Origin of the sequence: Aurantimonas endophytica (assembly GCF_014196845.1) — a bacterium.
Taxonomy (GTDB): domain Bacteria; phylum Pseudomonadota; class Alphaproteobacteria; order Rhizobiales; family Rhizobiaceae; genus Aurantimonas; species Aurantimonas endophytica.
The window spans coordinates 192955-217656 of the sequence record NZ_JACIEM010000003.1 but is presented as its reverse complement, the minus strand read 5'-3'; the positions used below and the strand labels follow the sequence as shown (position 1 = coordinate 217656).

Genomic DNA, 24702 nt, shown 5'->3' with positions numbered 1-24702 from the left:
CCGCCGCCCCGTCGCGCGCCTCCCAGCAAGGCGACGGGGCCAATTCCAGTGGTGCCGGCTATGTCAACGCCCGCTCCACTCGGGAACGATCTTCGTGCGGGCGACGAAGGCTTCGACCCCGCGCCGGAAATCATCGCTGCCATAGACCTCGCTGACGATCTCGTCGGCCTCCGGCAGGTCATCCAGCGACATGCGGCGCAGCATCTCCTTGACCGCCCGCGTCGTCAGCGGCGCGTTCTCCGCCGCCCTGGCGCACACGGCTTCGACCTCGCCGTCAAGCGCGTCCCGCTCCGCCATCTTCAGCAGAAAGCCGGTCGCCAGCAGCTCCGGGGCGTGGATGATCTCGCCGAGCAGGACCATGCGCTTGGCGATCGAGACGCCGATCGCGCCGCCGATGCGGGCAAGGGTGAGGGGAGACAGGCAGTTGCCCAGCGTGCGCCCGATCGGGGAGCCGAAGCGGGCATCGGGCGTTGCGATGCGAAAGTCGCAGGCGGCGGCGATGTTCAGCCCGCCGCCGACGGCCCAGCCGTCGATGACGGCGATCGTCGTCACGGGGATCTCGTCGAGCGCACGCATGCAGTCGTCGATCCGGCTTTCATAGGCAATGCCGTCAGCGCCGCTGGTGAATTTCGTGAAGCCCGTGATGTCCGTCCCGGAGACGAACGCCTTGCCGCCCACGCCTCGGAACGTCACCACGCGGATGTCCGGATCGGCAGCCGCGTCGCGCGCGGCATCGCGCATGTCGAGCCACATCTGGCTGGTCAGAGCATTAAACGCCTGCGGATTGTCGAAGCGGATATGCGCGACGCTGCCCACCTTGTCGAAATGGATGCGGGGCTCGCTCATTCGGCGGCCGTACGTGCTGGGTTGAGGAGGCCCTTCTCGGCCAGTTCCGCGAGGATCTCGTCCTCATGCTCATTGAGGAGCGGGGGCGGCCTGCGCACCTGCTGCGGCGTGCCGCTGAGCTTGACCGGGAAGCCGAGCGAGCGGAATTCGCCCTCGACGGGATGCGGCACCATCTGGACCATGTCGCGCGCGACAGCCTGCTCGCTCACCACCGCCTCGCCATAGTCGAGGATCGGGGCGGCCGGGACGCCGGCGGCGAGAAGCGCCTCGATCCACTCTTCCCGGGTCCGGGTGGCGAAGGTCGGCGCCAGATCGTCGATCAGCGCGATGCGGTTGACGACCCGCGCCGCGTTGGTTGCGTAGCGTTCGTCGTCCTGCAGATTCTCGACGCCAAGCACCTTGATGAGCTTCAGCCACAATCCCTGGTTCGCCGAGCCGATGACGAACCAGCCGTCCGACGCCGCGACGGCCTGATAGGGCGCGGACATGCGGTTGGCCGAACCGATCGGCACCGGCGACTTGCCGGTGCCCCACAATTCCGTGGTTTCCCAGATCGACAGGGCCAGCGCCGCCTCGAAGAGCGAGGCGTCGATATGCTGGCCTTCGCCGGTGGTCTGGCGCCCGATGATCGCGCTCAGGATCGCATAGCTGGCGAACATCGCGGCCCCGAGATCGGCCACCGCGATCGAATTCTTGGCCGGCTCCATGCCGGGAAAGCCGTTGGAGCTGAGCACGCCCGACACCGCCTGCGCGATCAGGTCGAAGCCCGGCCGCTGCGCCCACGGTCCGGTCTGTCCGAAGCCGGAGATGCTCGCATAGACCAGCCGGGGATTGATCGCCCGCAGTGTCTCGTAATCCATGCCGAGCCGCCCGGCGACGCCGGGGCGGGCATTCTCGACGAGCACATCCGCAGTTTTCACCAACGCATAAAGGGTTTCCCGGCCTTCCTCGGACTTGAGGTCGAGCGTGATGCTGCGCTTGTTGCGGTTCAAGGCCAGGAAGCCGGGACTGTCGCTGCCCTTCAGGCGGAAACCCATGGAATGTCGCGTCGAGTCGCCGGTCTCCGGCGGCTCGATCTTGATGACATCCGCGCCCATGTCGCCGAGCAACATGCAGCAGAACGGCCCCGCCATGACTTGTGAGATGTCGAGTACCCTGATGCCCTCAAGTGGCAGCTTCATGCCGTTCCCCCTCCCGTGGGATCGTCGAGGCAGACCGAACCTGATCTGCCGATGCGAAGACGCAGTCAGAGCCGCCGGGACGGCTTCTGCAGGCCTTCATAATATATCATATATGATATACCTAGGTTGATTGGCTGTCAATCGGCGGGGTCGGTCGCCGCGGCCTTTCTGCGGGGCCGGCCGCGCCGCGTGCTGGGCTTCGCCGTGGCGGTGTCGTCGACCGGCAGCTCCGGCTCGTGATCGGCCGTCATGACGCTGTCCATGCGCTGGCGCGAGGCATGAAGGTGCGCACGCATGGCAGCTTCCGCCGCTGCCGCGTCGCGCGCCAACAGCGCATCGATCAGCACCTGATGTTCCGAAAGAGCCTTGCGGGTCGCGTTGGTGTTGACGAGAAAGCGGAAGATATGGAGGTGGACGTGCAGTCCCTCGATCGCCTCAGCGATGAACCGGTTGCCGCTGGCGGTGGCAACGAGGTGATGCAGCCGGGCATCGCCTTCCGCGAACTGGGCGTAGGCGACGTCGTTCCCGTCCGCCGCCTCCGCCATTGCGTGCGACAGCGAGACGAGCGCCTGCAGCGTTTCCTCGCTGGCTCGCTCCGCGGCCAGCGCAGCCATGGCCGGTTCGATCATCAGGCGGATTTCGAACAGGGCGTCGATGTCCTCAGGCGTCAGCAGGTTTGCGGCCCGGAAACCGACATTGGGAATCTTGTAGGCGAGTTTCTGCGCCTCGAGCAGCGTCAGCGCCTCGCGGATCGGCGTCTGAGAAATCTTCAGCTGTCTTGCCAGTGCCTCGATGCCGATATGCGCGCCTGGCGGGATCTTCATCGTGACGAGCATCGACAGCAATTGCTCGTACGCCATCTCGACCAGAGACCTGGGGTACGACGGTCGTTGTTCGTTCACCTCCATCAGGCGCGCAAAGGGAAACGGCTCGCCAGGATTGCGTGACATGAAGGCCAACATTCTCCAAATTTTCTATAGGATATAGGACTCCTTCCTTTGCAGCAATACTGTCGTTCACTTGTGTCACGGTCGAAGCATCAGGGGGCAGGCGGCTCCCCACACGACCATCCTCGTCAAGCGCTCGAAGTGGGTCTGCGGCAAAAGGGTCGGGACTCGTAGAGGCATTTCCTGCGCCCAAGCCTCTCACGGTTCAGCAGACCGTTAGAACCGCTGTCTGTCACGCCCGTGCCAACGCCCGGCGAATCAATAATTGAAGCGCCACAGCCGCGCCTCCTTCGGGGTGACGAGCAAATGCAGGCCACCACCGTCGAAAATCTTGCAGGACTTGTCGCGCGCCGAGCTGCTGCGAATCTCGACGTCCGAGAGGGGCGTTGGGCTTCACGTGGTCTACCGAGACGATATCGACGCCGCCGGGGAAGCTCCCAACTCTTTCGGATGTCACGCGTTGTCTCTGGACAATGCTGGACGCCAAGCTCTTGCATTGCAGCTTTTGGCTATCCGTCAGGGCCTAGCTGGTTGCTGCTGTACAGTTAAATGGTGCCCAGGGACGGAGTCGAACCGCCGACACTGCGATTTTCAGTCGCATGCTCTACCAACTGAGCTACCTGGGCGCCGCGGCCGCCGGGAGCGGCTTCGCATCGATGCCGGCCCGGCGAGGGCTGGGGCCTTATAGAAAAGCTGCCCGACCCTGTCCAGCGTCCGAATGGTGGAAGGCAGAAAAAGACGACGGTCCTCCCGATCGGTTTCCTGGAGCCCCGCCGATCTGCCGACAAAGCGCCGGGTTGCGGCCGGGCCCTGTTGACCTTCGCCGGAAAATCAAGGAAAGAGCGCGCATCGCTGCCGTAGCCCATCGGTCGAGCCTCCCTCAGCGGGGGAGCACTCCGGGGCCAGGGCGGTCGAACCAAGGGCTTTCCAGGCCCCGCTTGCCTCGGTCGCGACCGGGGCCGCTCCCCTGGAAGGCCAGAGGCTGTGGTAGCTCAGTGGTAGAGCACTCCCTTGGTAAGGGAGAGGTCGAGAGTTCAATCCTCTCTCACAGCACCATTTCCGGCCATGTCGCTGCGCGATGGCGGTGAGCCTGCCGACATATCCTGATCCCACGCCGCTCAACGTCGTTCATGCCTGTCAGGCCGTGCCGGAATTGCGTCCGCCGCCTGGCATTCCTCGAATGTCCGCGAAGGTGAGGCCAAATGGCCGGCAGAGTTCCGGCAATCGCCGTCGTCGCTGAAAGCCAAGATCAAGGAAGCCGCGGCCCAACCGTCGGCAACTAACGTCTTGAGACTGAAGGCGACGTCGACAAGGTCCAAGGTAAGGTTCAAATAACCGTGTGCACCGCACGCAATTGTGGCTGAAACAAGGGAACCTTTTCGAGCTTTACGGATTATTACCTCCGTACGCGCATTGTGTACCGAACAATGCGTGTCCAGCGAGGTGCTATCGATGTCCGAACTTGCCAACATTGTCTCCCATCCGGGACGGCGGTCGGAAGTTGCGCGCCATCTCGAGCGGCTCCACGTGTTCCAGCCCGTCCACGATCTGCCGGCGCAGCTCAGCGAAAAGCTGGAGCGGCTGGAGATGGCCGAGCGGCGCATGCAGCAGGAGCGCTCGCGCGCCCGCTAGGCAAAGCGCCGTCGGCTCGGTCAGGCGGGCGATCGGACGCGTGAACGGCGCTTTATTCGCGCCTGCTTCTGGTGTAACGGAGTTGCCGCGGTAATCAGCCGGCTCCGGGGGCGCGCCATGACCAAGAATCTCGACGCCGCGATCGACTCGATCGGCGAACGCGTTACCCATATCTGCGAATTCCTGCACGAACTCGAGCCGGGCCAGCCGGTCGATCCGGCGGCGCTCGCCGATGCGGTGCACGATTGCTCCAATGTCAGCCAGTCGATGAACAGCCTGAAGCGCGTGGTCAAGCGCCTCGACAACGTCGAGGGCTGACCCGCCCGCCGCCGAGGCCCTGCCCGGAGAAGCCGCAGGGATCGGTTCGCATGCAGCCGGCCGCGCCCTCCCGCCCGCACAAGAGGAGCCCCGCATGGTCGCGACCGACATCGCCACACGGGTCTGGAACCATACGTTCAAGCTCGACACGATCGTGCGCAGCCTGCTCGACACGGATTTCTACAAGCTCCTGATGCTGCAGATGGTGCACGGGCTGCATCCGGACGTGCAGGCGACGTTCTCGCTGCACAACCGGACGCGGCAGGTGAAGCTCGCCGAGATCATCGACGAGCAGGAACTGCGCGACCATCTCGACCACGCGCGCTCGCTCTCCTTCACCAAGCGCGAGATGATCTGGCTGGCGGGCAACAGCTTCTACGGCACGCGGCAGATCTTCCGGCCGGACTTCCTCGAATGGCTGCAGCATTTCCGCCTGCCGGAATACGAGTTGCGGCGGGTCGACGGGCAGTTCGAGCTGGATTTTCACGGCCCCTGGACCCACACGATGATGTGGGAGATCCCGGCGCTGGCGATCATCAACGAATTGCGCTCGCGCGCCGCGATGAAGGATTTCAAGCGCTTCGAGCTCGACGTGCTCTATGCCCGCGCCAAGGCCAAGATGTGGGAGAAGGTCGAGCGCCTGCAGGCCCTGCCGGAGCTGCGCATCTCGGATTTCGGCACGCGGCGGCGGCATTCCTTCCTGTGGCAGCGCTGGTGCGTCGAGGCGCTGAAGGAAGGGCTCGGCGACCGGCTGATCGGCTCGTCCAACGTGCTCCTGGCAATGGAAACCGATCTCGAGGCGATCGGCACCAACGCCCACGAGCTGCCGATGGTGCTTTCGGCGCTGGCCGACAGCGACGAGGAGCTGCGCCAGGCGCCGTACCAGGTGTTCCGGCAGTGGCAGAGCTATTACGGCGGCAATCTGCTGATCGTTCTGCCGGACACCTACGGCACGGCGGCCTTCCTGAAGCAGGCGCCGCGATGGCTGTCCTCCTGGACCGGCTTCCGGCCGGATTCGGCGCCGCCGATCGAGGGCGGGGAGGAGATCATCGCCTGGTGGAAGCGCATGGGCGAGGACCCGCGCGACAAGCTGCTGGTGTTCTCGGACGGCATGGACGCCGACACGATCGAGCGGACCTACCGGCATTTCGAGGGGCGGGTGCGGATGAGCTTCGGCTGGGGCACCAATCTCACCAACGATTTCCGCGGCGTCTCGCCGGTGCCGACCAGCGGGCTCGACCCGATCTCGCTGGTCTGCAAGGTCACCGAGGTCAACGGCCGGCCCGCCGTCAAGCTCTCGGACAATCCGGCCAAGGCGAGCGGCGACCCGCAGGCTGTGGCGCGCTACCGCCGGGTGTTCGGCGAGGCGGCCTATGCGGAGCGGGCGCTCGCGGTCTGAAACGGCCCGGCGACTGGCCTCGGCGTCGAAAAAATCTGCGTGAGCGGATAAGATAAGTCTTGCTGACCATAAGCAGGATTACTAAATCGGCTGCATGAGCCAGCAGCACCCCCCGAGCCTCGGCTTCCTGCTCATCGATGCCGCCCGCCTCATCCGCCGGCGCTTCGAACAGGAGAGCCGCGACCTCTCGATGACCTCGGCGCAGCTGCAGCTCGTCGCCCGCCTCGCCAAGAACGAGGGCATCGGGCAGGCGGCGCTGGCGGCGCTCCTCGAACTCGAGCCGATGACCGTCTCCCGGCATGTCGACCGCATGGTGGCGGCCGGGCTGGTGGAGCGTCGGCAGGATCCGAACGACCGGCGGGCACGCCAGCTGTTCACGACCGATCGATGCCGGGCGCTGATCGAGCCGATGCGCGCGCGAGCCGCTGCCGTCTTCGAGGACGCGCAGAAGGGGATGTCGGCGGCGGAGCGCCGCAATCTCATATCCGCGCTGGAGACCCTGATCGCCAATCTATCGACGATCGAGGCCGGCGAAAGCGTTCGCGGCGCGGTCCGCGAACCGTCAGAGGTGACCCCATGAACGTGCAACCGGACAAGAACCGACTGAACGAAGCCGAGCCGGTCGTCGATCCCGACGTCACGCCGGCATCGCAGCCCTCTCCGGCTGCAGATGCGGGTCCGCCGGAAGCTGCGACACCTGCGGCAGAGGCCGCGCCCCCGCCGGAAGCGGCGAAGAAGAAGCGTCGCCCGATCCGAACGCTGCTGATCGTCGCCCTGCCGCTCGCTCTGGCGCTGGGCGGGGCCTATTACTGGGTCACGGGCGGGCGCTACATCAATACCGAGGACGCCTATGTCCAGCAGGACCGCGTCACGGTGATGCCGCAGGTGAGCGGCCAGATCGCCCGCGTCGCGGTCGCAGAAAACCAGAAGGTCGAAGCCGGGGCGCTGCTCTTCACCATCGATGACAGCGTCTATCGCAACGCCGTGGAGCAGGACCAGGCCAATCTGGAATCGGCCCGGCTCAATGTCGAGAAGCTGAAGGCGGCCTATGCCCAGGCGGTGTCGGAAGCCGGGACCGCACGCGATGCGCTGACCAACGCCGAGACTCAAGACCGGCGCCAGCAGACGCTGGTGCAGAAGGGCATCGTCAGCCAGTCCACGCTCGACGATGCCGACCTTGCCCTGCGCCAGGCGCGGGGCGCGCTCTCCTCGGCCGAGAGCCAGGTCCTTGCGGCAAGGGCGGCACTGGCGGGCGATCCCGACATCGCCACGGACAAGCATCCGCTGGTGCTCGAGGCCTTCGCGCAGCTCCACGCTGCCCAGCTCGACCTATCCCATACCGAGGTGACCGCGCCGGCGGCCGGCGTGATCAGCCAGACCGACCGGCTGCTGGAGGGCCAGTATGTCACCCCGGCTTCGGCCGTGATGAGCCTGATGGAAACCCACGACAGCTGGATCGAAGCCAATTACAAGGAAACCGAGCTGACCGACATGCGGGTCGGCCAACCGGTGGATGTCGAGCTCGACACCTATCCTGACCATTTGCTGCACGCCACGGTCGGCTCGATCGGGGCCGGCACCGGCTCGGAATTCGCGCTCTTGCCGGCGCAGAACGCTACCGGCAACTGGGTGAAGGTGGTGCAGCGCATTCCCGTGCGCATCCGCATCGCGGAGACCGACGACATGCCGTCCCTGCGTGCCGGCATGAGCGCCAGCGTCACGGTCGACACCGGCCATGCGCGAGGCGTGCCGGCGTTCCTCGCGCCCGTCGTCGCGGCGCTGGGGCTCGACACTTATCTGCCGGCCGGTCGCGCGGTCGCGGCCAAGTCCGGCGCCGAGGCAACGGACGTGATCGCCTCCGGACCAGACTCGCAGGAAGGGGCCACCGCCGGTACGGCGACGACCCCGGCACGATGAGCGCCGCGGCCGCGCCGGCCGCCGCCGGCCCGGATGGCGTCGTCGCCCACAAGGGCCTGATCACCGTGTCGATCATGCTGGCGACGATCATGCAGGTGCTCGACACCACGATCGCCAACGTCGCGCTGCCGAACATGCAGGGCTCGCTGGGGGCGGCGCAGGACCAGATCACCTGGGTGCTGACCTCCTACATCGTCGCCGCCGCGATCATGACGCCGGTGACCGGCTGGCTCTCCGACCGGGTGGGCCTGCGGGAGCTGTTCATCGCCTCGGCCGCCGGCTTCGTCGTCGCGTCGATGGCCTGCGGCTTTGCCACCAGCCTCGACGAGATGATCTTCTTCCGGCTGCTGCAGGGCCTGTGCGGCGCGGCGCTCGTGCCGCTGTCGCAGACCGTGCTCTTGAACATCAACACGAAGGAACAGCACGGCTCGGCCATGGCGATCTGGGGCGCCGGCATCATGGTCGGCCCGATTGTCGGCCCGACGCTGGGCGGCTGGCTGACCGAGACGTTCAACTGGCGCTGGGTGTTCTTCGTCAATCTGCCGATCGGCCTCCTGGCGCTGGCGGGAATGATCCTTTTCCTGCCCAGGACGCCGAAGCGGCAGAGGGGCTTCGACTTCTTCGGCTTCGCCATGCTGTCGCTGTTCATCGGGGCGCTGCAGCTCTTCCTCGACCGCGGCGAGCAGGTCGACTGGTTCGCCTCGCCCGAATGCTGGATCGAGCTCGGCTTCGCCGTGACGGGCCTGTGGGCCTTCGTGCTGCACATAACGGGGAGGGAAGGCGCCTTCATCGACCCGAAGATCTTCACCGACCGCAACCTCGTCATGGCGCTGGTGATGATCTTCGTCGTCGGCATGATCCTGCTCGCCGGCCTCGCGCTGCTGCCGCCGATGCTGCAGAACATCCTCGGCTATCCGGTGGTGACGACGGGACTCGTGCTGGCGCCGCGCGGCGTCGGCACGATGATCTCGATGATCGTCGTCGGCCGGCTGATCGGCAAGGTCGATACGCGCCTCCTGATCTTCACCGGGCTGATGCTGACGGCGCTGTCGCTCTACCAGATGAGCGGCTTCTCGATCCTGATGGATTCGACGCCGATCGTCGTCTCCGGCGTCGTGCAGGGGCTCGGATTGGGCCTGGTGTTCGTGCCGCTGTCGACGCTGGCCTTCGCGACGCTGGCGCCGAAGTTCCGGCCGGACGCGGCATCGCTGTTCAGTCTGCTCCGCAATATCGGCTCGTCGGTGGGCATCTCGATCGTGTCGGTGGAGCTCGCCCACAACATCGTCATCAGCCGCGCCGACCTCGTCGCCGGGCTGAATCCGTTCAACCCGAACTTCACCAATGCGGTCGCGACGATGGGGATGGACCAGATGACGACGCTGGGGATCCTCAACCAGCAGGTCCAGGCGCAGGCGGCGATGATCGCCTATGTCGACGACTTCAAGCTGATGATGATCATCACGCTCTGCGCCGTCCCGCTGCTGGCCTTCATGAAGCCGCCCGGCAGAAATGCCGATGCCGGCGGGCATGCCCCGGCGATGGAGTAGGACTCCCCGCACAGCTGCCGGCGGGGCGCCGGAGCAACGGGCTGACCATTGACGGTCCGTCGCGAGGAAATGATCGCCGGTCCGGAACATGGGTCCTCTGCCGTCATTGGCCTTGCGAGGATGGCACGTCCGGTAAGGGCTGCGCCATCGCCCCAATTCATAACGACAATTCGAAGGATACCCACCATGAAGATCCTGATGGTCCTGACGTCGCACGACCAGCTCGGCGACACCGGCAACAAGACCGGCTTCTGGCTCGAGGAATTCGCCGCGCCCTATTACGTCTTCAAGGATGCCGGCGCCGACATCACGCTCGCCTCGCCAAAGGGCGGCCAGCCGCCGCTCGATCCCAAGAGCGACGCCGAGGACGCCCAGACGGAGGCGACCAAGCGCTTCAAGGCCGATCCGGCGGCGCAGCAGGATCTGGCGAACACCAAGGTCCTGTCCACCGTCGGCGCTGACGGCTTCGACGCGATCTTCTATCCCGGTGGCCACGGACCGCTCTGGGACCTGGCCGAGGATGCGGACAGCCGCAGGCTGATCGAGAGCTTTGCAGCGAGCGACCGGCCGGTCGGCGCCGTCTGCCACGCACCGGCGGTATTCCGGCACACCAAGTCGGCGGACGGAAAATCGCTGGTCGCGGGCCGGACCGTCACCGGCTTCACCAACACCGAGGAAGAAGCCGTCGGCCTGACCGAGATCGTGCCGTTCCTGGTCGAGGACATGCTGGTCGCCAATGGCGGCAAGTACCAGAAGGGCGCCGACTGGGCGTCCTTCGTCGTCACCGACGGCAAGCTGGTGACCGGCCAGAATCCGGCCTCGTCCGAGGAAGCCGCGCACAAGCTGCTGACCTTCCTTTGAGGGCATAGCCGGGCGCGACAATGACGCACCCGGTCCGCTGTTCAAGCCAGCCCGTCGGGAACTCCCGGCGGGCTTTTTCGTCTCAATCGCCGAGCGCGACGCCTTCGCGGCGCGGATCGGCGCCGGCTTCCAGCCCGTCCGGGCCGATGACGATGGCATGAAGGCCGGAATCGAGCGCCGTCTCGTTGACCTCGTAGCCGAGCGCGCGGAGCGGGCCAGAGAGCGCCGTCGCGGACGTTCCCGCCTCGACGTCGAACGGGCCGAAGCGGTTGACCAGATGCGGCATGGTGACGGCTTCCTGCGCGTCCATCCGCCAGTCGATCAATGCGACGAGGGCCTGTGCGACGTAGCCGATGATGCGGCTGCCGCCGGGCGAGCCGATGGCGATGATCGGTTCACCGCTCTGCATGACGATGGTCGGCGCCATCGATGAACGTGGCCGCTTGCCGGGCGCGACGGCATTGGCGATCAGCCGGCCGTCGTCGTCGCGGGTCTCGAAGGAGAAGTCGGTCAGCTCGTTGTTGAGCAGGAAGCCGCCGGTCATCAGCCGCGAGCCGAAGCCGCTCTCGATCGTGGTGGTCATCGAGACGACGTTGCCGGCCGCGTCGACGATCGAGAAATGGCTGGTCGAGGGAAGCTCGAGGGCGGTGTCGTCGCCGAGCAGCATCGCGTGGTCCCAGGGCGGCGAGCCGGGCACGATCTCGGCTTCGGCGAGCGCCGTGTCGCCCTCGAGCAGCCTGGCGCGGTCGGCGAGATAGGCCGGGTCAAGTAGGCCCTTCAGCGGCATCGGCACGAAGTCGATGTCGGCCATGTAGCGGCTGCGGTCGGCGAAGGCGAGCCGCGAGGCGTCGCCGATCAGCCGCCAGGCGTCGAGGCTCTCGGGCCCGAGCGCCGCGATGTCGTGCGGTTCGATCATGCCGAGGATCTGGCCGACGGTCAGCGCGCCGGAGGAGGGCGGGCCCATGCCGCAGACATCCATGTCCCGATAGTCGACGCAGACCGGTTCGCGTTCGGCGATGGCGTAGGTGGCGAGGTCCGAGAGGGCGAGCTTGCCGGGATTGCCCTCGGCGTTCTGCACCGTCTCGACGATCCCCTCGGCGACAGGACCTTCGTAAAATCCGGCAGGGCCGTTGTCGGCGATCGCCCGCAATGTCCCGGCATAGGCCGTGTTGACCAGAAGGTGGCCGACCGGCAGGGCAGCGCCGTCGGGGCCGAGGAAGTAGTCGCGCGTGGCGGTATGGCGGGAAAGGTTGGCCGCGTCCTCGACAATCAGCGCGTTGAGGCGGGGCGAGACCGCGAAGCCCTTCTCCGCAAGCTCGAGCGCCGGCTGCACGACGTCGCGCCAGGGAAGGGCGCCATAGCGCTGGTGGGTGTCGAAGAGCAGCCTCACCGTGCCGGGCGTTCCGACCGAGCGCCCGCCGACCACGGCATCCATGAAGGCGAGCGGCTCGCCGGAATCGTCGAGGAAGAGCGTCGGCGTGGCGCCGGCCGGTGCCGTCTCGCGGCCGTCGAACGTGGTGAGCCGATCCGCCTCGGCATCGAAATAGACCAGGAAGGCGCCGCCGCCGAGGCCGGAAGACTGCGGCTCGACGAGGCCGAGCACCAGCTGCGTCGTCACCATCGCGTCGATGGCGTTGCCGCCCTGGCGCAGGATCGCCAACCCTGCCTCCGCGGCCAGCGGATGCGCCGCCGCCACCATCTGCCGCTCGGCCCGCACGAGTCCGGCTTCGACGGAAGGCGTCGCGGCCTCCGGCTCGAAGGCATCGCTCGGCTGCTCCTGCGCAAAGGCTGCGGGGGCCAGGCCGAGGCCAAGAATCAATAGCCATGCGGCGAGTTTCCGGCGGGCCATCACGGCATCTCCTCAAGCAGTTTTGCCGTCAACCTATGTCAGTCGGGAAAGGACCGAAAGCCGGGTCAGAGTGCCTCAAGGGAAGGTATGCCCTGCGGCATCAAGGATTCGCGAAACCGCCTGCGGCAGGATCAATTCCTCTTTTCGCCGACCGCGCTTGGCAATAGGGTCCGCACCGAATCGGGCCGTGCCATCGGGAGCCGCCCCGACAGTGATCAGCAGGGAGGCTCGATCGTGGCCATACGCATCATCTCTTTCATCATCGCCTTGTTCGTCATGCCGGGGCTTGCCCTCGCGCATGGTCCGACGCGCCAGAAGGCCAGCGAGACCGTCGAGATCGACGCGTCGCCGGAGCAGGTATGGGCCGTCATCGGCGCCTTCGGCGACATGTCCTGGCATCCGCGCGTGGCGATGACCGATTCGCCCAAGGGCGCGGAGGTCGGGGCCATCCGCACGCTCGGCTACTCGACCGGCGGGACGATGGAGGAAGAGCTCTCGAAGATCGATCCGGCGAAGATGACGCTCTCGACCTTCATCGGCCACGTGAATGTCGACGTGCTGCCGGCAACCAACTATTCCTCGACGATGACGGTGAAGCCGCTCGACGGCGGGGCGCGGTCCGAGGTCACCTGGCGCGCGGCCTTCTATCGCGGCTACCCGAACAACGACCCGCCGGCGGAGCTCAACGACGAGGCGGCCGTGACCGGGGTTTCGGCCTTCCTGCGAGAGGGCCTCGACAACCTCAAGACGGTGGTCGAATCCGGCTCGTGAGCCCGCTGCGCGGCATCGCGGCCCGTGCCGGCCTGGTGCTGGCCGCCATCCTGGCGACCGGCACGGCCGCGGCCGGCGACCTCGCCTACGTCACCAGCCAGGAAGCCGAGGAGCTGGCGATCGTCGATCTGGACACGATGACCGTGCGCTCGACGATTCCCATATCCGGCAAGCCGGCCGGCATTGCCATCTCGGCCGACGGCACGCGTGGCTACGTCTCGCGCCCCGAGGCCAAGGCAATCAGCGTCGTCGACACGGCGTCGGGCACCGTGATCGGCGAGATCGATACCGGCGGCGGGCCGCTCGGCATCGCGGTGCATCCCTCCGGCGCGCCCGTCTATGTCGCCGACTGGTTCTCCCATTCCCTGCTGGTCGTCGATCCGGAAGCCGGCACGGTGACAGGCTCCTTCGAGACCGGCGAATCGCCCTCCGGCGTGGCGGTTTCGGACGACGGCGCCGTGATCGTCACGGCCGACCGCGACTCGGACCAGATTTCGTTCATCGACAGCGCGACGGGCGAAGCGCTCGCTCGCGTGGCGGTCGGCGCACGCCCCTTCGGCGTAGCGTTTTCGCCGGACGGGACGCGGGTCTATGCGACCAATGTCGGCGGCGACAGCGTCACCATCGTCGATGCCGCCAGCCACGCGGTTCTCGGTGCCGTCGATGTCGGCTCGCATCCCTATGCCGCCGCCGAGACGCGCGGCAAGGTTTTCGTCACCGACCAGTATGGCAGTACCGTCACCGTCTTCGACGCGGCGACGCGGGAGCGCTTGACGACGCTGGAAACCGGCGAATATCCCGAAGGGATCGATGTCGGCAGCGACGGGCGTTTCGTCTATGTTGCCAACTGGTTCGACAACACGCTCGCCAAGATCGACGCCGAGACGCTGGAGATCGTCGGGCATGTCACGGTCGGCGACGGCCCGCGCGCCTTCGGCGCGTTCATCGGCGCCGATCCGGCGACGGAATAGAAAGGGAGGATTGAATGATGCCCAACCCATTCCGGCACGCCGCGATCGCGGCACTTGCGACGCTGCTGGGCGTTGCATCCGCCGCCGCACAGATGGTGGTGCCGCCGAGCACCGTCGTCGGCCCGGCCGGCGCCTCCCGGGTGCCCGGCATGGGCAGCACGCCTTCGCCGGCGACCGCCGACTATCCGACCGACGTGACGGCGGACTACGTGTTCGGCTGCATGTCGAGCAACGGCAACACGCGCACGGCGCTGGAGCAATGTTCCTGCTCCTTCGACGTGGTGGCCTCGCTGCTGCCCTTCGATCGCTATGTCGAGGCCTCGACCTTCCTGTCGATGCAGCAGGTCAGCGGCGAGAAGGGGGCGCTGTTCAGGGGCGGCGTGCAGCAGAAGGCGGCCATCGACGCGCTGCGCCGCGCCCAGGCGGAAGCCGAGATCCGCTGCTTCGACTGAAGCAGCGGCCAGACCGGCGCTTGCTCGAGGCCGCTGAGCGCCAGGCTCAGGACTGGCCGGGCTCGAAGCTCTTTTCGAAAACGTTGCCATCGGTGTCGACGGCGCGGGCATGGAAGTCCGCCGCATCGCCGGCATAGGTGAAGCGGAAGCTCGGATCCTCGGATATCGAAATGCCGCCGGTCATCGAGAACAGCGGCTCGCCGCTCCGGGTGATCTCAAGCTCGCTGATGAAGTGCGCCGGGATGTAGAGAAGCGTCACCTGATCCTTCTGGAGGCCGGAATTGTTCGGGTGGCGGATCATCAGCTGCGCCTCGCGCTCGGTCGAATCCGCCGAAGCCTCGAAGAAGCGCAGCTTCATCTGGCCCATCTCGCGGGCGGCGACCTCGGGATCCTTCGCCGCCGGGGCGGCGCAGCCGCCGGCCGCCTTCACGAACTGGCTGGTGACGTAGAGCGTGCCGTCGGCGGCCTCCGCCACGGCATGGATGTCGGTGTATTCATTGACCCGAACGCGGGTCGACAGCTGCGTCACCCCGGCATTTTCGGCAATGTCGAAGGTCGCCGCGACGGGCGCCGGGTTCTCGTCGATCACCAGCGTCACCTTGCGGATGTCGTGGCCGGGATCGAGGGTGAGGGTGATCGGCACGATCGCCGGATCTGTGGCGCGGGCCGGCGCGTCGAGGCGAATCGCCTCGCTGCCCTCGATCAACTCGCGCGCGCCGAACAGATCACCCCTGAGGCCGGACCACGTCGAGGGGCTCGCCGCCGCGGCGGCCTCGGGCGACAGCGGCGTCTCGGCTTTTGTGGCCGGCGCGGCAAGAACGGTGGCGAGACATGCGAGCGACAGGCTGGCCGCCCGTGCCATTCCCAGGCATTTCCGGTTTGCGTTCGGCATCAGAACCTCCCTGTTCCGCGGCGCGTGCCCGTCGCCGGTCATCCTGCCCGCTAATGTGAGCCTGCAGCGCGCATCCGGCAAGCGGCACGGCAGTTGCCTGCGGCAGAGTGGTGCGCACGCGGAACCGACCGCTATTCCCACTCCAGCTCGGCGAAGGCCGCGGTGGCGTTGCGCGGGTTGTAGGCCTCGAAGAGCTGCCATTTCCCGGCCTGGCTCGCGGCGGCCTTCTCGACCGCTTCGGCCATTGGGACGCCGTCGGCGATGGCGGCCCGCAGATCTGCGGCGAGCGTCTCCAGGTAGACTGTCTGGGCCTCCAGAGCCTGCGGCCACGGCGCGCTGGGCGGGCCGTGGCCCGGCACCACGCGCTGCGCGTCGATCGAGGCAAGTTCCGGGGTCTGGGCGAGCCAGCCCTTGATCGAGCCATCGAGCACCGGCACGTGCTCCATGAAGACGAGGTCGCCGGCAAAGAGCGTCCCGGTCGCCTCGTCGAGAACCGTCAGGTCGTTGTCGGTGTGGGCGGTGCCCCAGGCCGTCAGCAGCAGGGTCCGACCGCCGAGATCGATGCGCCGCTCGCCCTCGACCGTCTCGTCCGGCAGGGTGATCGCGACCGGGTCCGCCAGCGCAGGCCCCAGCTGCTCGCGCATCGACTGGCGGTAGAACTCCGCCCGAGCCGAAAGCGCCGCCGGCAGCCGGCGATGCCCGATGATAGTCGCGCCGATGCCGGCGAAGACCTGATTCCCGAAGACGTGGTCGGGATGCATGTGCGTGTTGACGAGAAAGAGCACCGGCAGATCGGTGACGCGCCTGATGGCGGCCAGCGCGGCTTCCGCGACCGCCACGCTGCCGCCACTGTCGATCATGGCCACTGCCGCGTCGCCGACGACGAAACCGATATTGGCGATGTCGCCGCGGTTGCCGGGCGTGGTTTCCGCGACCGCTCCGGCATGGACGAAGACGCCGGAGGCGACTTCCGTCATCGGCAGCGGCTCGGCGGCCGGCGCGGCGGTGGCGGCAAGCAGGCCCGAGAGACAGGCGGCGGCGATGCAACGGAGGATCGGCAGCATGGGGCCATGTGATCCGCTTCGATACCGGGAGGCAAGCGGGACGGCGCGCCGCGCTCCTGCGTCAAGCTGTCCGCGGCCGGCCTGTTCTTTCCGGCATCGACGCCATTCGTGATGATCGAGGAGGCCGATGGGATGCGCCCGCAGAACCGGCCGGGCGAGAAAGTCGCCGGAGAATAGATCCCAGCAACATTATCTGACCGGACCCAATAAAATGGAATCTTACAATGGGTAAAGCTTCAGCCTGCTACCAAATGCAAGGCGCATGCTGGGATTTTTCGGGGGCAGTGAGAATTTCGCTGTGCGTCATCATCATGAGCCCACCCAAATCATGACGCCGGAATGGTTATTTTTGCATTGCACGATAAGAATGCTGCAGTGCACCTACAAGTTTCCGTTTTTGCGCTTGCGCAGGAATATTTCCCGAACTAGCATCCTCCATGGTTTCCGGCTTCAAGGTCGGGGTGTTGGGAGCACTCCGAATCTCGAAGGCCACGGTAGGGCGTTCGATCAACGGTGCCCACCAAGACCCCTATTGGCGGTCGTGACACGCTGCCGGAAACCTTCCCCCAGTTCGCTACATGTCGTCATCGGCAATCCTGCCTTTGGACGCCATCGGAATATGTCTTTGGGAGGACAGTTGATGTTGAAAGCCATTACGAAAGCCGCGCTCGCCTCGAGCCTGCTCGTCTCGTTCGGGGCCGCTGCCTCGGCGAACGAGGCACTCATGGATCTGCAGGGCGATGCCAAGCAGTGGGTCATGCCCACCGGCAACTACGCCAACCAGCGCTACTCGACGCTGGATGCCATCAACAAGGACAATGTCGGCGACATGGTCCCGGCGTGGACCTTCTCGACCGGCGTGCTGCGCGGTCACGAGGGCAACCCGCTGGTGATCGGCGACACGATGTACGTCCACACCCCGTTCCCCAACATCGTCTACGCGCTCGACCTGAACGACGAAGGCTCGATCAAGTGGCGCTACGAGCCGAAGCAGGACCCGAGCGTCATCCCGGTGATGTGCTGCGACACCGTCAACCGCGGCGTGGCCTATGCGCCGGCTGAAGGTGCGGACGGGCGTGCCCTGGTCATCCTCCACCAGGCCGACACGACCGTCGTGGCGCTCGATGCCGAGACCGGCGAGCAGGTCTGGTCCGTCCAGAACGGCGACCCGTCGAAGGGCGAGACCGGCACGGCGGCGCCGATGATCGTCAAGGACAAGGTGTATATCGGCATCTCCGGCGGCGAGTTCGGCGTTCGCGGTTCGCTGACCGCCTACAACCTGTCGGACGGCAGCCAGGCATGGCGTGCCTACTCGACCGGCCCGGACGACGAGATGCTGTTCGACCCGGAGCAGACCATGTCGCTCGGCAAGCCGGTCGGCGCCGACTCCTCGCTGAAGAGCTGGGAAGGCGACCAGTGGCAGATCGGCGGCGGCACGACCTGGGGCTGGTTCGCCTTCGATCCGGAACTCAACCTGATCTATTACGGCACCGGCAACCCCTCGACCTGGAACCCGGCGCAGCGCCCGGGCGACAACAAATGGTCGATGACCATCATGGCCCGCGACGCCGACACCGGCATGGCCAAGTGGGTCTACCAGATGACCCCGCACGACGAGTGGGACTTCGACGGCGTCAACGAGATGATCCTCGCGGACATCGACGTCGGCGGCACCGAGCGCAAGGCGCTGGTCCACTTCGACCGCAACGGCTTCGCCTACACGATGGATCGTGAGACCGGCGAGCTGCTGGTCGCCAAGAAGTACGATCCGGCCGTCAACTGGGCGACCGAAGTCGTGATGGACCCGAACTCGGATCAGTACGGCCGGCCGCAGGTGGTCGCCGAATACTCGACCGAGCAGAACGGCGAAGACGTGAACTCCACCGGCATCTGCCCGGCGGCGCTCGGCACCAAGGACCAGCAGCCTGCGGCGTACTCGCCGGAGACCAAGCTGTTCTACGTCCCGACCAACCACGTCTGCATGGACTATGAGCCGTTCCGCGTCGCCTACACGGCAGGCCAGCCCTATGTGGGCGCGACCCTGTCGATGTACCCGGCTCCGGACAGCCACGGCGGCATGGGCAACTTCATTGCCTGGGACGCCGGCACGGGCGAGATCAAGTGGTCGCTGCCCGAGCAGTTCTCGGTATGGTCGGGTGCCCTGGCAACCGCCGGCGGCGTCGTGTTCTACGGCACGCTGGAAGGCTTCCTGAAGGCGGTCGACGCGGAGACGGGCGACGAGCTCTACAAGTTCAAGACCCCGTCGGGCATCATCGGCAACGTGATGACCTACGAGCATGAAGGCCAGCAGTATGTCGGCATCCTGTCCGGCATCGGCGGCTGGGCCGGCATCGGCCTCGCGGCCGGCCTCACCGATCCCAACGCCGGTCTCGGCGCGGTCGGCGGCTATGCGGCCCTGTCGAAGTACACCGCGCTCGGCGGCCAGCTGACGGTCTTCACCGTGCCGGACCAGACCGCTTCGGCGGCCCCGGCAGCTCCGGCTGATGCAGCCGCTCCGGCGACCAATAACTAAGCTTGCGAAACAGGGCCTCGCTCCATCAGGAGCGGGGCCTTTTCATGACTTGAGGGCTCGTCGTCAGGCACCACCTCGACGCCGGGCCCTCCCCTTTGGGAGAAGGGTGGTACGCGATCCTGCGGGGCGTATCGACCGAAGCTCGGACCGCTCCAGCGGCCCGTTTGTCAATTCGTGAGGTTTGCATGACGTATAGACTGATCGCCCTTGCCAGTGCCGTGTTCCTCTCGACGACCAGTCTGGCCGGCGCCCAGGGCACCGGCACGACGGTCGTTCCGGCGGGGCAGGAAGCACCGGCGGCGGGCACGACGGCGCCCGCCGGTGGCGGCGCAGCCGCGACCAGCACGGCGCCGGCTGCCGGCGAGGCGCCTGCTGCCGGCGAGGCGCCTGCTGCGGCAGAAGCGCCAGCCGCCGCCGAAGCACCAGCCGCCGCCGAAGCACCGGCCGGTGGGGAAGCGCCTGCGGCAGCCGAAGCACCGGCCCCGGCGCCATCTGCCGACGCACAGATGGCAAGCGCGGAGGGCATGCAGCCCGACGCCCATCCGTCGAAGGACACCGCCACGGAAGGCAACGCGCCGACCGAAGGCGACATGGGCAAGTGGGTCGACCCGGCCGGCAACCCGACCTACAATATCGGCGAGGACGGCAAGGTCGACTGGTACGCCTGGCGCGGCTCCAAGAAATACGGCGCGAATTGCCTGCAGTGCCACGGCCCGGACGGCATGGGCTCTTCCTTCGCCCCGAACCTGACGGAGTCGCTGCAGAACCTGAGCTATTTCGATTTTGTCGGGATTGTCGTCAGTGGCCAGCAGAACAAGTGGCATCCGCAGAATTCGGTGATGCCGGCCTGGGGCGAGGATCCCAACGTCATGTGCTCGCTCGACGCGATCTATATCTACCTGCGCGGGCGCACCGATGGCGTGATTGGCCGCGGCGAGCCGCCGCGTCCGGAGAAGAACGAGGAAGGCCAGAAGGCGGAGTACGACTGCTTGGGATTCTGATGTTATGAAACGACTCATCTCAGTCGTCGCCGGTGTCGCGAGCATGGTTCTGCTCGCGGCGCCGCATGCGGCACAAGCACAGGATCGGGAGTTCGGCGGCGAGATCGAACTCGTCGATCCGGACGTGTTGCGGGTCTGCGCCGACCCCAACAACATGCCGTTCTCGAACCAGGCGGAAGAGGGGTTCGAGCAGGCGGTCGCACGGTTTTTGGCGGAAAAGCTCGGGCGGAAGTCGGTATCCTACGCCTATTTCCCGCAGGCCACCGGCTTCGTGCGCATGACGCTCGGCGCCAATGTCTGCGACCTCATCATCAGCTATCCGCAGGGTGACGAGCTCGTCCAGAACACCAACGCCTATTACCGGACGGCCTATGCGCTGGTCTATCCCAGCGGCGGCGAACTCGATGGCGTCGAATCGCTCTCGGACCCGAAGCTGAAGGACAAGCGCGTCGGCATCATCGCCGGCACGCCGCCGGGCAGCTATCTGGCGCGAGCCGGGCTGATGGGCCGCGCCAAGGCGTACCAGCTGATGATCGACACCCGCGTCGACAATTCCGCCAAGGCGATGATCGACGATCTGGCCTCCGGCGAGATCGACGCGGCGGTACTCTGGGGTCCGATGGCCGGCTACTACGCCAAGCAGGCCGAGCGCGACTACACCGTCGTGCCGCTGCACAAGGAAGCGGGCGGGGCCGCCATGGCCTTCCGCATCACCATGGGTGTGCGTCCGGCGGACCAGGAGTGGAAGCGGACGCTGAACCGCGCGATCGCGCAGCACCAGGACGAGATCAACGAAATTCTCCTGTCCTACGGCGTGCCGCTGCTCGACGAAGAGGATCGCCCGATCCTGTCGAAAACGGGTCAGGCTGCGCAGGAAGCGCCCGGTCCCGACGGCGACACGGCGCCGGCTGCCGGCGACGCGCAATGAAACGGCTGCGGCCGGCGCCCCTGCGCCTGGTCGCGGTGGGCTTGGCGGCCGCGTGTCTTGCCCTTCCGGGGCAAGGCGGAGCGGCTTTGGCCGCGGATTTCCCGAGTGCGGTTGCGGAGCCCGACGGGTATCGCATGGACGCCTACCGCGCCCCGGTGCCTTCCAGCCTGTCGGGCGGGACCGTCGTCGACACGCCGGCCGCAAAGGCGCTGCATGACCGCGGCATTGCCTTCGTCGACGTGCTGCCGAGGCCACCCCGCCCGCAGAACCTTCCCGAAGGCACGATCTGGCATCCGAAGGAGCGGACGAACATTCCCGGCTCGCTGTGGCTGGTGGACACCGGCTACGGCGCGCTGGCGCCGGTGATGGAGGCCTATTTCATGCAAGGGCTCGCCAAGGCCACCGGCGGCGACAAGGCGGCGCCGGTGGTGATCTACTGCCAGCGGGACTGCTGGATGAGCTGGAACGCCGCCAGGCGGGCGATCGCCGCCGGCTATAGCGCCATCCACTGGTACCCGGACGGAACCGAGGGTTGGGCCGAAGCCGGGCTGCCGCTCGTCGCGGCGGAGCCGGAGCCCCGGCCGGACGAGTGACCCCCACCGGCGGCGGGGGCGGGCCGCGTCAGCTGGCCGGCGACGCGTCGCCCTCTTCCTCGAAGCTGACCGCCACGTCGGCATTGGCCGACAGCCGCACCTTGTCGCCCTCGACCTCGGCAACCAGTGCCATCGGGATGAAATGGTGATGGCCGCGATGCGAGCCTTCGCCGGCATCGGCCTTGGTCAGCTTGATCCGATCGTTCTCGACGCGGTCGACGGTGCCGACATGCGTGCCGTCGGCGCCGATGACTTCCATATGCGGCTTGATCTCGTGGCTCATCGTCTTCTCCTTGAGGGCAGTTGCGTCGCCCTGACAACTCCCCAGGCGGCGAAGGGATGCATGACTGAGCAGCTCAGAGCGCGCGGCTGATCGCCCGCCCGAGCGCGAAGGCGCGCTGCTCGATCATGGTCGGGACCTCGCAGACGTAGGTAAGGGACGATCGCCGCTCGTTGAAGATGCGCGTGTCCCAGACGAGCGCCTGGCGCGCCTCCTCGACGGCCGCGGCATCGGCGCCTTCCTCACGCTGCATGGCAAAGAAGGAGGCGTTCTCCTCCCGCAGCCGCGTCGCCAGTTCCTTCTGCTTGGCGCCGTAGCGCTCGATCCCCTCCATGACCTGGCTGCGCTCGGCATTGAGCGCCGCCAGCAGATCCTCGAACAACGCCGTCGCGGTAGCTTCCCGATTGGCCTCGGGCAGCGACGCGACGAAATCGGCGACCGTCGCTTCGGCTTCGGCGAGCGGAAGCCGGCGGGCGATCACGGTCCCCACCAGGCGGCGCATCTCCGGCGTCCGCTGCACCCCATCGGCCAGCGCAAGATCCGGGCCTGCCCAGAGCTGGGCGGGGGTGAGCGTCTCCACCCGCCGCTGGACGCAGGGCCAGTCGGTGGTGCCCTCGTGCGGGGCGATGGCGAAGCTCATCGGGTTGGCGGCAGCGGGCGGGGCTTGATCGGCGGCGCCCGCCTCGGGCGCATTGGTGGGGGGCGGCCCCGGAACGACGAAGCCCTCCGGTATTTCCTGCGGCTGCGCGCCCGGCGCCAGGGCCGGGCTATCCGGCGCGTTGGTGGGCGCGGGGCCTGGGACGACGAAGCCTTCCGGAACGTCGCGCGGCTGCGCGCCATCCTGGGCGCTGGCCGGCATGATGACGAGGCCTGCCGCGACGAGGCCGGTGGCCCAGAGGGCAGTGCGCTTGGATCGAGCGGACATGGGCTCTCCTCCCTTGTGTTTCCTCGGACGAACCGTTCCGGCCTTCATCCGCTGCAGTCTTCAGCCGGCCTGCCGCTTGCGGCTGATCAGCCCGCGCGACGGATCGTAGGCGAGGATCGCGGCGCCGAGGAACGCGATCGTGCAGCCGAGGACGATCGCGAAAGCCTCCAGATTGAACTGACGATAGAGCGCGAAGCGCACCAGTTCCACCGCGTGGGTGAACGGATTGAACAGGCAGATCGTATAGAGCAGCGGGCTCGATTCCTGCACCCGCCAGAGCGGGTAGAGGGCCGACGAGGCGAAATACATCGGGAAGATCACGAAGTTCATGATGCCGGCGAAATTCTCCAGCTGCTGAACCAGCGAGGAAAGCAGCATGCCGAGTGCGCCCAGCATCAGGCCGGAGAGGATCAGCGCCGGCAGGACGTAGAGATAGCCCTGCCAGGGCGGCTTGACGTCCCAGAACCAGGCGATGACGAAGAAGACGTAAACCTGGAGGATGCCGACGGCGACGCCGGCGGCGAGCTTGGAGACCAGCAGGAACCATCGCGGCAGCGGCGAGACCAGCAGCGTCTTCATCGTCCCGGTCTCGCGGTCGTAGACCATCGAGAGCGAGGACTGCATGCCGTTGAACAGCAGGATCATGCCGACGAGGCCGGGGGTGATGTAGACCTCGTAGAGGATGTAGGTGACGTAAGGCGGCACAATCGAGACGCCGAGCACCTGGCGGAAGCCCGCGGCGAAGATGAACAGCCAGAGCAGCGGGCGCACCAGCGCCGAGACGAAGCGGCCGCGCTGGTGCAGGAAGCGCAGCGCCTCGCGCCAGACGATGCCGCGGCAGCAGATCGCGTAGGCCGAAAGCGGGAAGCCGCGCGACGCGCCGTCGTCGGGACGAGGGGAGGCGAGGCTGCTCAAGAGACCATCTCCAGATCGGGCTGGCGGCTGGCAAGACCCGTGAGGCGGGAGAAGGCGTCGCGGATCGAGCCGGCGCTCTCGGACTCCACCACGTCCGGGACCAGCCCCTCGGCCAGCACCTTGCCGTGATGCAGCACCACGACGCGGTCGGTCTCGTCGATCTCGTCGATCAGATGCGTTGCCCAGAGGACGCTGACATTCTCGTCCATCACCAGCCGCCGGACCTCGGCGACGATCTCGGCACGCGAGCGGATGTCGAGGCCGACGGTCGGCTCGTCGAGCAGGATCAGCCGCGGCCGGTGCATGAAGGCGCGCACGATCTCGACCCGCCGGAGCTGGCCGCCGGAGAGGTTCCGGGCCTTGTCGCCGAGCCGCTCCAGCAGCTCGGAGCCGGCCAGGATCTCGGCGATACGCCGGTCGGCGGCAGCGCCGGAGATGCCATGCAAGGCAGCATGGTATTTCAGGTTCTGGCGGATCGACAGCTCGAGATCGAGCGTGCGCGCCTGGAAGACCACGCCGAGCCGGCGCAGCGCCTCGCCGGGACGCTCCGCGAGATCCTGGCCGAGGATGCGGATCGCGCCATCGCGGACGTTGAACAGGCGGGTGACCAACGAGAACAGGGTCGACTTGCCGGCACCGTTCGGACCGAGCAGCGCCGTGAACGAGCCCTGCGGCACCGTGAAGGAAACGTCGTCTAGCGCCTTGCGGGTACCGTAGGAATGGCTGACGCCGACGACCTCGAGCGCGGGCGGCGCGGCAGCTGTGCTTGGATCGGGGGCGATACGGGCCATCACTGTCCGTTGCGGTTGTTCGGTTCGGCGCACACTAGCCTGCCTCGCGACGCGAAGACAGGATGCGCCTGCCGCCGGAAAGCGAAGGC

24 protein-coding genes, 2 tRNA genes and 1 pseudogene are annotated in these 24702 nt (G+C 67.0%); 15 read left to right on the top strand and 12 right to left on the bottom strand.

Annotated elements, in window-relative coordinates; translation table 11 throughout:
* Nucleotides 1-63 precede the first annotated feature (63 nt).
* From GGR03_RS12130 to GGR03_RS12115, 5 genes and pseudogenes are all read right to left on the bottom strand, one after another.
* Nucleotides 64-846: an enoyl-CoA hydratase gene (locus tag GGR03_RS12130; RefSeq protein WP_183208375.1), complete on the bottom strand. Its 783-nt coding sequence runs from the start codon at nt 844-846 to the stop codon at nt 64-66.
* Nucleotides 843-2027, bottom strand: coding sequence for a CaiB/BaiF CoA transferase family protein (locus GGR03_RS12125; protein WP_183208373.1), 1185 nt, complete (start codon nt 2025-2027; stop codon nt 843-845). Before GGR03_RS12125 ends, GGR03_RS12130 begins: the two co-directional genes overlap by 4 nt.
* Before the next feature lie 137 nt (nt 2028-2164).
* The gene (locus tag GGR03_RS12120) at nt 2165-2977 is read right to left on the bottom strand and encodes a GntR family transcriptional regulator (protein WP_183208371.1); all 813 of its coding nucleotides are present in this window, start codon (nt 2975-2977) and stop codon (nt 2165-2167) included.
* 255 nt (nt 2978-3232) lie between these two features.
* Nucleotides 3233-3343: pseudogene (locus tag GGR03_RS24900) on the bottom strand (Arm DNA-binding domain-containing protein); the annotation flags it as partial.
* 181 nt (nt 3344-3524) lie between these two features.
* Nucleotides 3525-3600 (bottom strand) — tRNA-Phe (locus tag GGR03_RS12115).
* Between the two features lie 355 nt (nt 3601-3955).
* Here GGR03_RS12115 and GGR03_RS12110 point away from each other — a divergent pair.
* From GGR03_RS12110 to GGR03_RS12075, 8 genes are all read left to right on the top strand, one after another.
* Nucleotides 3956-4030 (top strand) — tRNA-Thr (locus GGR03_RS12110).
* A gap of 396 nt (nt 4031-4426) precedes the next feature.
* Nucleotides 4427-4606 (top strand): hypothetical protein, encoded by a 180-nt coding sequence (locus GGR03_RS12105; RefSeq protein ID WP_183208369.1) that lies wholly within the window; start codon nt 4427-4429, stop codon nt 4604-4606.
* 117 nt (nt 4607-4723) lie between these two features.
* Entirely contained in the window at nt 4724-4924 is a 201-nt protein-coding gene (locus GGR03_RS12100; protein WP_183208367.1) for a hypothetical protein, read from the top strand.
* Between the two features lie 94 nt (nt 4925-5018).
* Nucleotides 5019-6323 (top strand): nicotinate phosphoribosyltransferase, encoded by a 1305-nt coding sequence (gene pncB, locus GGR03_RS12095; RefSeq protein WP_183208365.1) that lies wholly within the window; start codon nt 5019-5021, stop codon nt 6321-6323.
* A 94-nt stretch (nt 6324-6417) separates the two neighbouring features.
* Entirely contained in the window at nt 6418-6903 is a 486-nt protein-coding gene (locus tag GGR03_RS12090; protein WP_183208363.1) for a MarR family winged helix-turn-helix transcriptional regulator, read from the top strand.
* Complete coding sequence (locus GGR03_RS12085; protein WP_183208361.1) at nt 6900-8240, top strand: HlyD family secretion protein; 1341 nt, start codon at nt 6900-6902, stop codon at nt 8238-8240. Before GGR03_RS12090 ends, GGR03_RS12085 begins: the two co-directional genes overlap by 4 nt.
* Nucleotides 8237-9787, top strand: a complete 1551-nt coding sequence (locus GGR03_RS12080) for a DHA2 family efflux MFS transporter permease subunit (RefSeq protein ID WP_183208359.1) — start codon at nt 8237-8239, stop codon at nt 9785-9787. Before GGR03_RS12085 ends, GGR03_RS12080 begins: the two co-directional genes overlap by 4 nt.
* Before the next feature lie 186 nt (nt 9788-9973).
* Nucleotides 9974-10648 carry a type 1 glutamine amidotransferase domain-containing protein gene (locus GGR03_RS12075; protein ID WP_183208357.1) on the top strand — a complete coding sequence of 225 codons (675 nt, stop codon included), beginning with the start codon at nt 9974-9976 and terminating at the stop codon, nt 10646-10648.
* An 82-nt stretch (nt 10649-10730) separates the two neighbouring features.
* Here GGR03_RS12075 and ggt read toward each other — a convergent pair whose 3' ends face one another.
* Nucleotides 10731-12497 (bottom strand): gamma-glutamyltransferase, encoded by a 1767-nt coding sequence (ggt, locus tag GGR03_RS12070; RefSeq protein WP_183208355.1) that lies wholly within the window; start codon nt 12495-12497, stop codon nt 10731-10733.
* 276 nt (nt 12498-12773) lie between these two features.
* Here ggt and GGR03_RS12065 point away from each other — a divergent pair, with 276 nt between their 5' ends.
* From GGR03_RS12065 to GGR03_RS12055, 3 genes are all read left to right on the top strand, one after another.
* A complete protein-coding gene (locus GGR03_RS12065) occupies nt 12774-13268 on the top strand; it encodes an SRPBCC family protein (RefSeq protein ID WP_183209203.1) in 495 nt (164 codons plus the stop codon).
* Nucleotides 13265-14239 (top strand): YVTN family beta-propeller repeat protein, encoded by a 975-nt coding sequence (locus GGR03_RS12060; RefSeq protein WP_183208353.1) that lies wholly within the window; start codon nt 13265-13267, stop codon nt 14237-14239. The genes GGR03_RS12065 and GGR03_RS12060 overlap by 4 nt, the downstream gene beginning before the upstream one ends.
* A 149-nt stretch (nt 14240-14388) precedes the next feature.
* Nucleotides 14389-14691 (top strand): hypothetical protein, encoded by a 303-nt coding sequence (locus GGR03_RS12055; protein WP_183209201.1) that lies wholly within the window; start codon nt 14389-14391, stop codon nt 14689-14691.
* Between the two features lie 46 nt (nt 14692-14737).
* Here the strand turns inward: GGR03_RS12055 and GGR03_RS12050 are convergent, their stop codons facing one another.
* Together GGR03_RS12050 and GGR03_RS12045 are read right to left on the bottom strand one after the other, a co-directional pair.
* Complete coding sequence (locus GGR03_RS12050) at nt 14738-15553, bottom strand: quinoprotein dehydrogenase-associated SoxYZ-like carrier (protein ID WP_183208351.1); 816 nt, start codon at nt 15551-15553, stop codon at nt 14738-14740.
* Between the two features lie 161 nt (nt 15554-15714).
* Nucleotides 15715-16647, bottom strand: a complete 933-nt coding sequence (locus tag GGR03_RS12045) for a quinoprotein relay system zinc metallohydrolase 2 (protein WP_183208349.1) — start codon at nt 16645-16647, stop codon at nt 15715-15717.
* A gap of 640 nt (nt 16648-17287) precedes the next feature.
* On the opposite strand from GGR03_RS12045, the gene GGR03_RS12040 reads away from it, so the two are divergent.
* The 4 genes from GGR03_RS12040 (at nt 17288) to GGR03_RS12025 (ending at nt 21702) form a co-directional block, all read left to right on the top strand.
* Entirely contained in the window at nt 17288-19180 is a 1893-nt protein-coding gene (locus tag GGR03_RS12040) for a methanol/ethanol family PQQ-dependent dehydrogenase (protein ID WP_183208347.1), read from the top strand.
* A gap of 185 nt (nt 19181-19365) precedes the next feature.
* On the top strand, nt 19366-20181 hold the full coding sequence (locus GGR03_RS24300) for a c-type cytochrome (protein ID WP_246367926.1): 816 nt from the start codon (nt 19366-19368) through the stop codon (nt 20179-20181).
* Nucleotides 20182-20185: 4 nt separating this feature from the next.
* On the top strand, nt 20186-21109 hold the full coding sequence (locus tag GGR03_RS12030; protein WP_183208345.1) for a substrate-binding domain-containing protein: 924 nt from the start codon (nt 20186-20188) through the stop codon (nt 21107-21109).
* The gene (locus tag GGR03_RS12025) at nt 21106-21702 is read left to right on the top strand and encodes a PQQ-dependent catabolism-associated CXXCW motif protein (protein WP_183208342.1); all 597 of its coding nucleotides are present in this window, start codon (nt 21106-21108) and stop codon (nt 21700-21702) included. The genes GGR03_RS12030 and GGR03_RS12025 overlap by 4 nt, the downstream gene beginning before the upstream one ends.
* Before the next feature lie 28 nt (nt 21703-21730).
* Here the strand turns inward: GGR03_RS12025 and GGR03_RS12020 are convergent, their stop codons facing one another.
* The 4 genes from GGR03_RS12020 to GGR03_RS12005 form a co-directional block, all read right to left on the bottom strand.
* A complete protein-coding gene (locus tag GGR03_RS12020; RefSeq protein WP_183208340.1) occupies nt 21731-21985 on the bottom strand; it encodes a DUF2171 domain-containing protein in 255 nt (84 codons plus the stop codon).
* Between the two features lie 73 nt (nt 21986-22058).
* Nucleotides 22059-22907, bottom strand: a complete 849-nt coding sequence (locus GGR03_RS12015) for a hypothetical protein (RefSeq protein ID WP_183208338.1) — start codon at nt 22905-22907, stop codon at nt 22059-22061.
* 60 nt (nt 22908-22967) lie between these two features.
* Nucleotides 22968-23822, bottom strand: a complete 855-nt coding sequence (locus tag GGR03_RS12010; RefSeq protein WP_183208336.1) for an ABC transporter permease — start codon at nt 23820-23822, stop codon at nt 22968-22970.
* The gene (locus GGR03_RS12005) at nt 23819-24613 is read right to left on the bottom strand and encodes an ABC transporter ATP-binding protein (protein WP_183208333.1); all 795 of its coding nucleotides are present in this window, start codon (nt 24611-24613) and stop codon (nt 23819-23821) included. The genes GGR03_RS12010 and GGR03_RS12005 overlap by 4 nt, the downstream gene beginning before the upstream one ends.
* Nucleotides 24614-24702 lie beyond the last annotated feature (89 nt).

Excerpts from the sequence above, each read along its gene's own strand:
- GGR03_RS12020 (WP_183208340.1), bottom strand. The coding sequence starts at position 21,985 with ATGAGCCACGAGATCAAGCCGCATATGGAAGTCATCGGCGCCGACGGC.
- GGR03_RS24300 (WP_246367926.1), top strand. The coding sequence starts at position 19,366 with ATGACGTATAGACTGATCGCCCTTGCCAGTGCCGTGTTCCTCTCGACG.
- GGR03_RS12105 (WP_183208369.1), top strand. The coding sequence starts at position 4,427 with ATGTCCGAACTTGCCAACATTGTCTCCCATCCGGGACGGCGGTCGGAA.
- GGR03_RS12100 (WP_183208367.1), top strand. The coding sequence starts at position 4,724 with ATGACCAAGAATCTCGACGCCGCGATCGACTCGATCGGCGAACGCGTT.
- GGR03_RS12025 (WP_183208342.1), top strand. The coding sequence starts at position 21,106 with ATGAAACGGCTGCGGCCGGCGCCCCTGCGCCTGGTCGCGGTGGGCTTG.
- GGR03_RS12125 (WP_183208373.1), bottom strand. The coding sequence starts at position 2,027 with ATGAAGCTGCCACTTGAGGGCATCAGGGTACTCGACATCTCACAAGTC.
- GGR03_RS12075 (WP_183208357.1), top strand. The coding sequence starts at position 9,974 with ATGAAGATCCTGATGGTCCTGACGTCGCACGACCAGCTCGGCGACACC.
- GGR03_RS12030 (WP_183208345.1), top strand. The coding sequence starts at position 20,186 with ATGAAACGACTCATCTCAGTCGTCGCCGGTGTCGCGAGCATGGTTCTG.
- GGR03_RS12005 (WP_183208333.1), bottom strand. The coding sequence starts at position 24,613 with ATGGCCCGTATCGCCCCCGATCCAAGCACAGCTGCCGCGCCGCCCGCG.
- GGR03_RS12130 (WP_183208375.1), bottom strand. The coding sequence starts at position 846 with ATGAGCGAGCCCCGCATCCATTTCGACAAGGTGGGCAGCGTCGCGCAT.
- GGR03_RS12065 (WP_183209203.1), top strand. The coding sequence starts at position 12,774 with ATGCCGGGGCTTGCCCTCGCGCATGGTCCGACGCGCCAGAAGGCCAGC.
- GGR03_RS12090 (WP_183208363.1), top strand. The coding sequence starts at position 6,418 with ATGAGCCAGCAGCACCCCCCGAGCCTCGGCTTCCTGCTCATCGATGCC.
- GGR03_RS12085 (WP_183208361.1), top strand. The coding sequence starts at position 6,900 with ATGAACGTGCAACCGGACAAGAACCGACTGAACGAAGCCGAGCCGGTC.
- GGR03_RS12120 (WP_183208371.1), bottom strand. The coding sequence starts at position 2,977 with ATGTCACGCAATCCTGGCGAGCCGTTTCCCTTTGCGCGCCTGATGGAG.
- GGR03_RS12050 (WP_183208351.1), bottom strand. The coding sequence starts at position 15,553 with ATGGCACGGGCGGCCAGCCTGTCGCTCGCATGTCTCGCCACCGTTCTT.
- pncB (WP_183208365.1), top strand. The coding sequence starts at position 5,019 with ATGGTCGCGACCGACATCGCCACACGGGTCTGGAACCATACGTTCAAG.
- ggt (WP_183208355.1), bottom strand. The coding sequence starts at position 12,497 with ATGGCCCGCCGGAAACTCGCCGCATGGCTATTGATTCTTGGCCTCGGC.
- GGR03_RS12080 (WP_183208359.1), top strand. The coding sequence starts at position 8,237 with ATGAGCGCCGCGGCCGCGCCGGCCGCCGCCGGCCCGGATGGCGTCGTC.
- GGR03_RS12055 (WP_183209201.1), top strand. The coding sequence starts at position 14,389 with ATGGGCAGCACGCCTTCGCCGGCGACCGCCGACTATCCGACCGACGTG.
- GGR03_RS12015 (WP_183208338.1), bottom strand. The coding sequence starts at position 22,907 with ATGTCCGCTCGATCCAAGCGCACTGCCCTCTGGGCCACCGGCCTCGTC.
- GGR03_RS12040 (WP_183208347.1), top strand. The coding sequence starts at position 17,288 with ATGTTGAAAGCCATTACGAAAGCCGCGCTCGCCTCGAGCCTGCTCGTC.
- GGR03_RS12045 (WP_183208349.1), bottom strand. The coding sequence starts at position 16,647 with ATGCTGCCGATCCTCCGTTGCATCGCCGCCGCCTGTCTCTCGGGCCTG.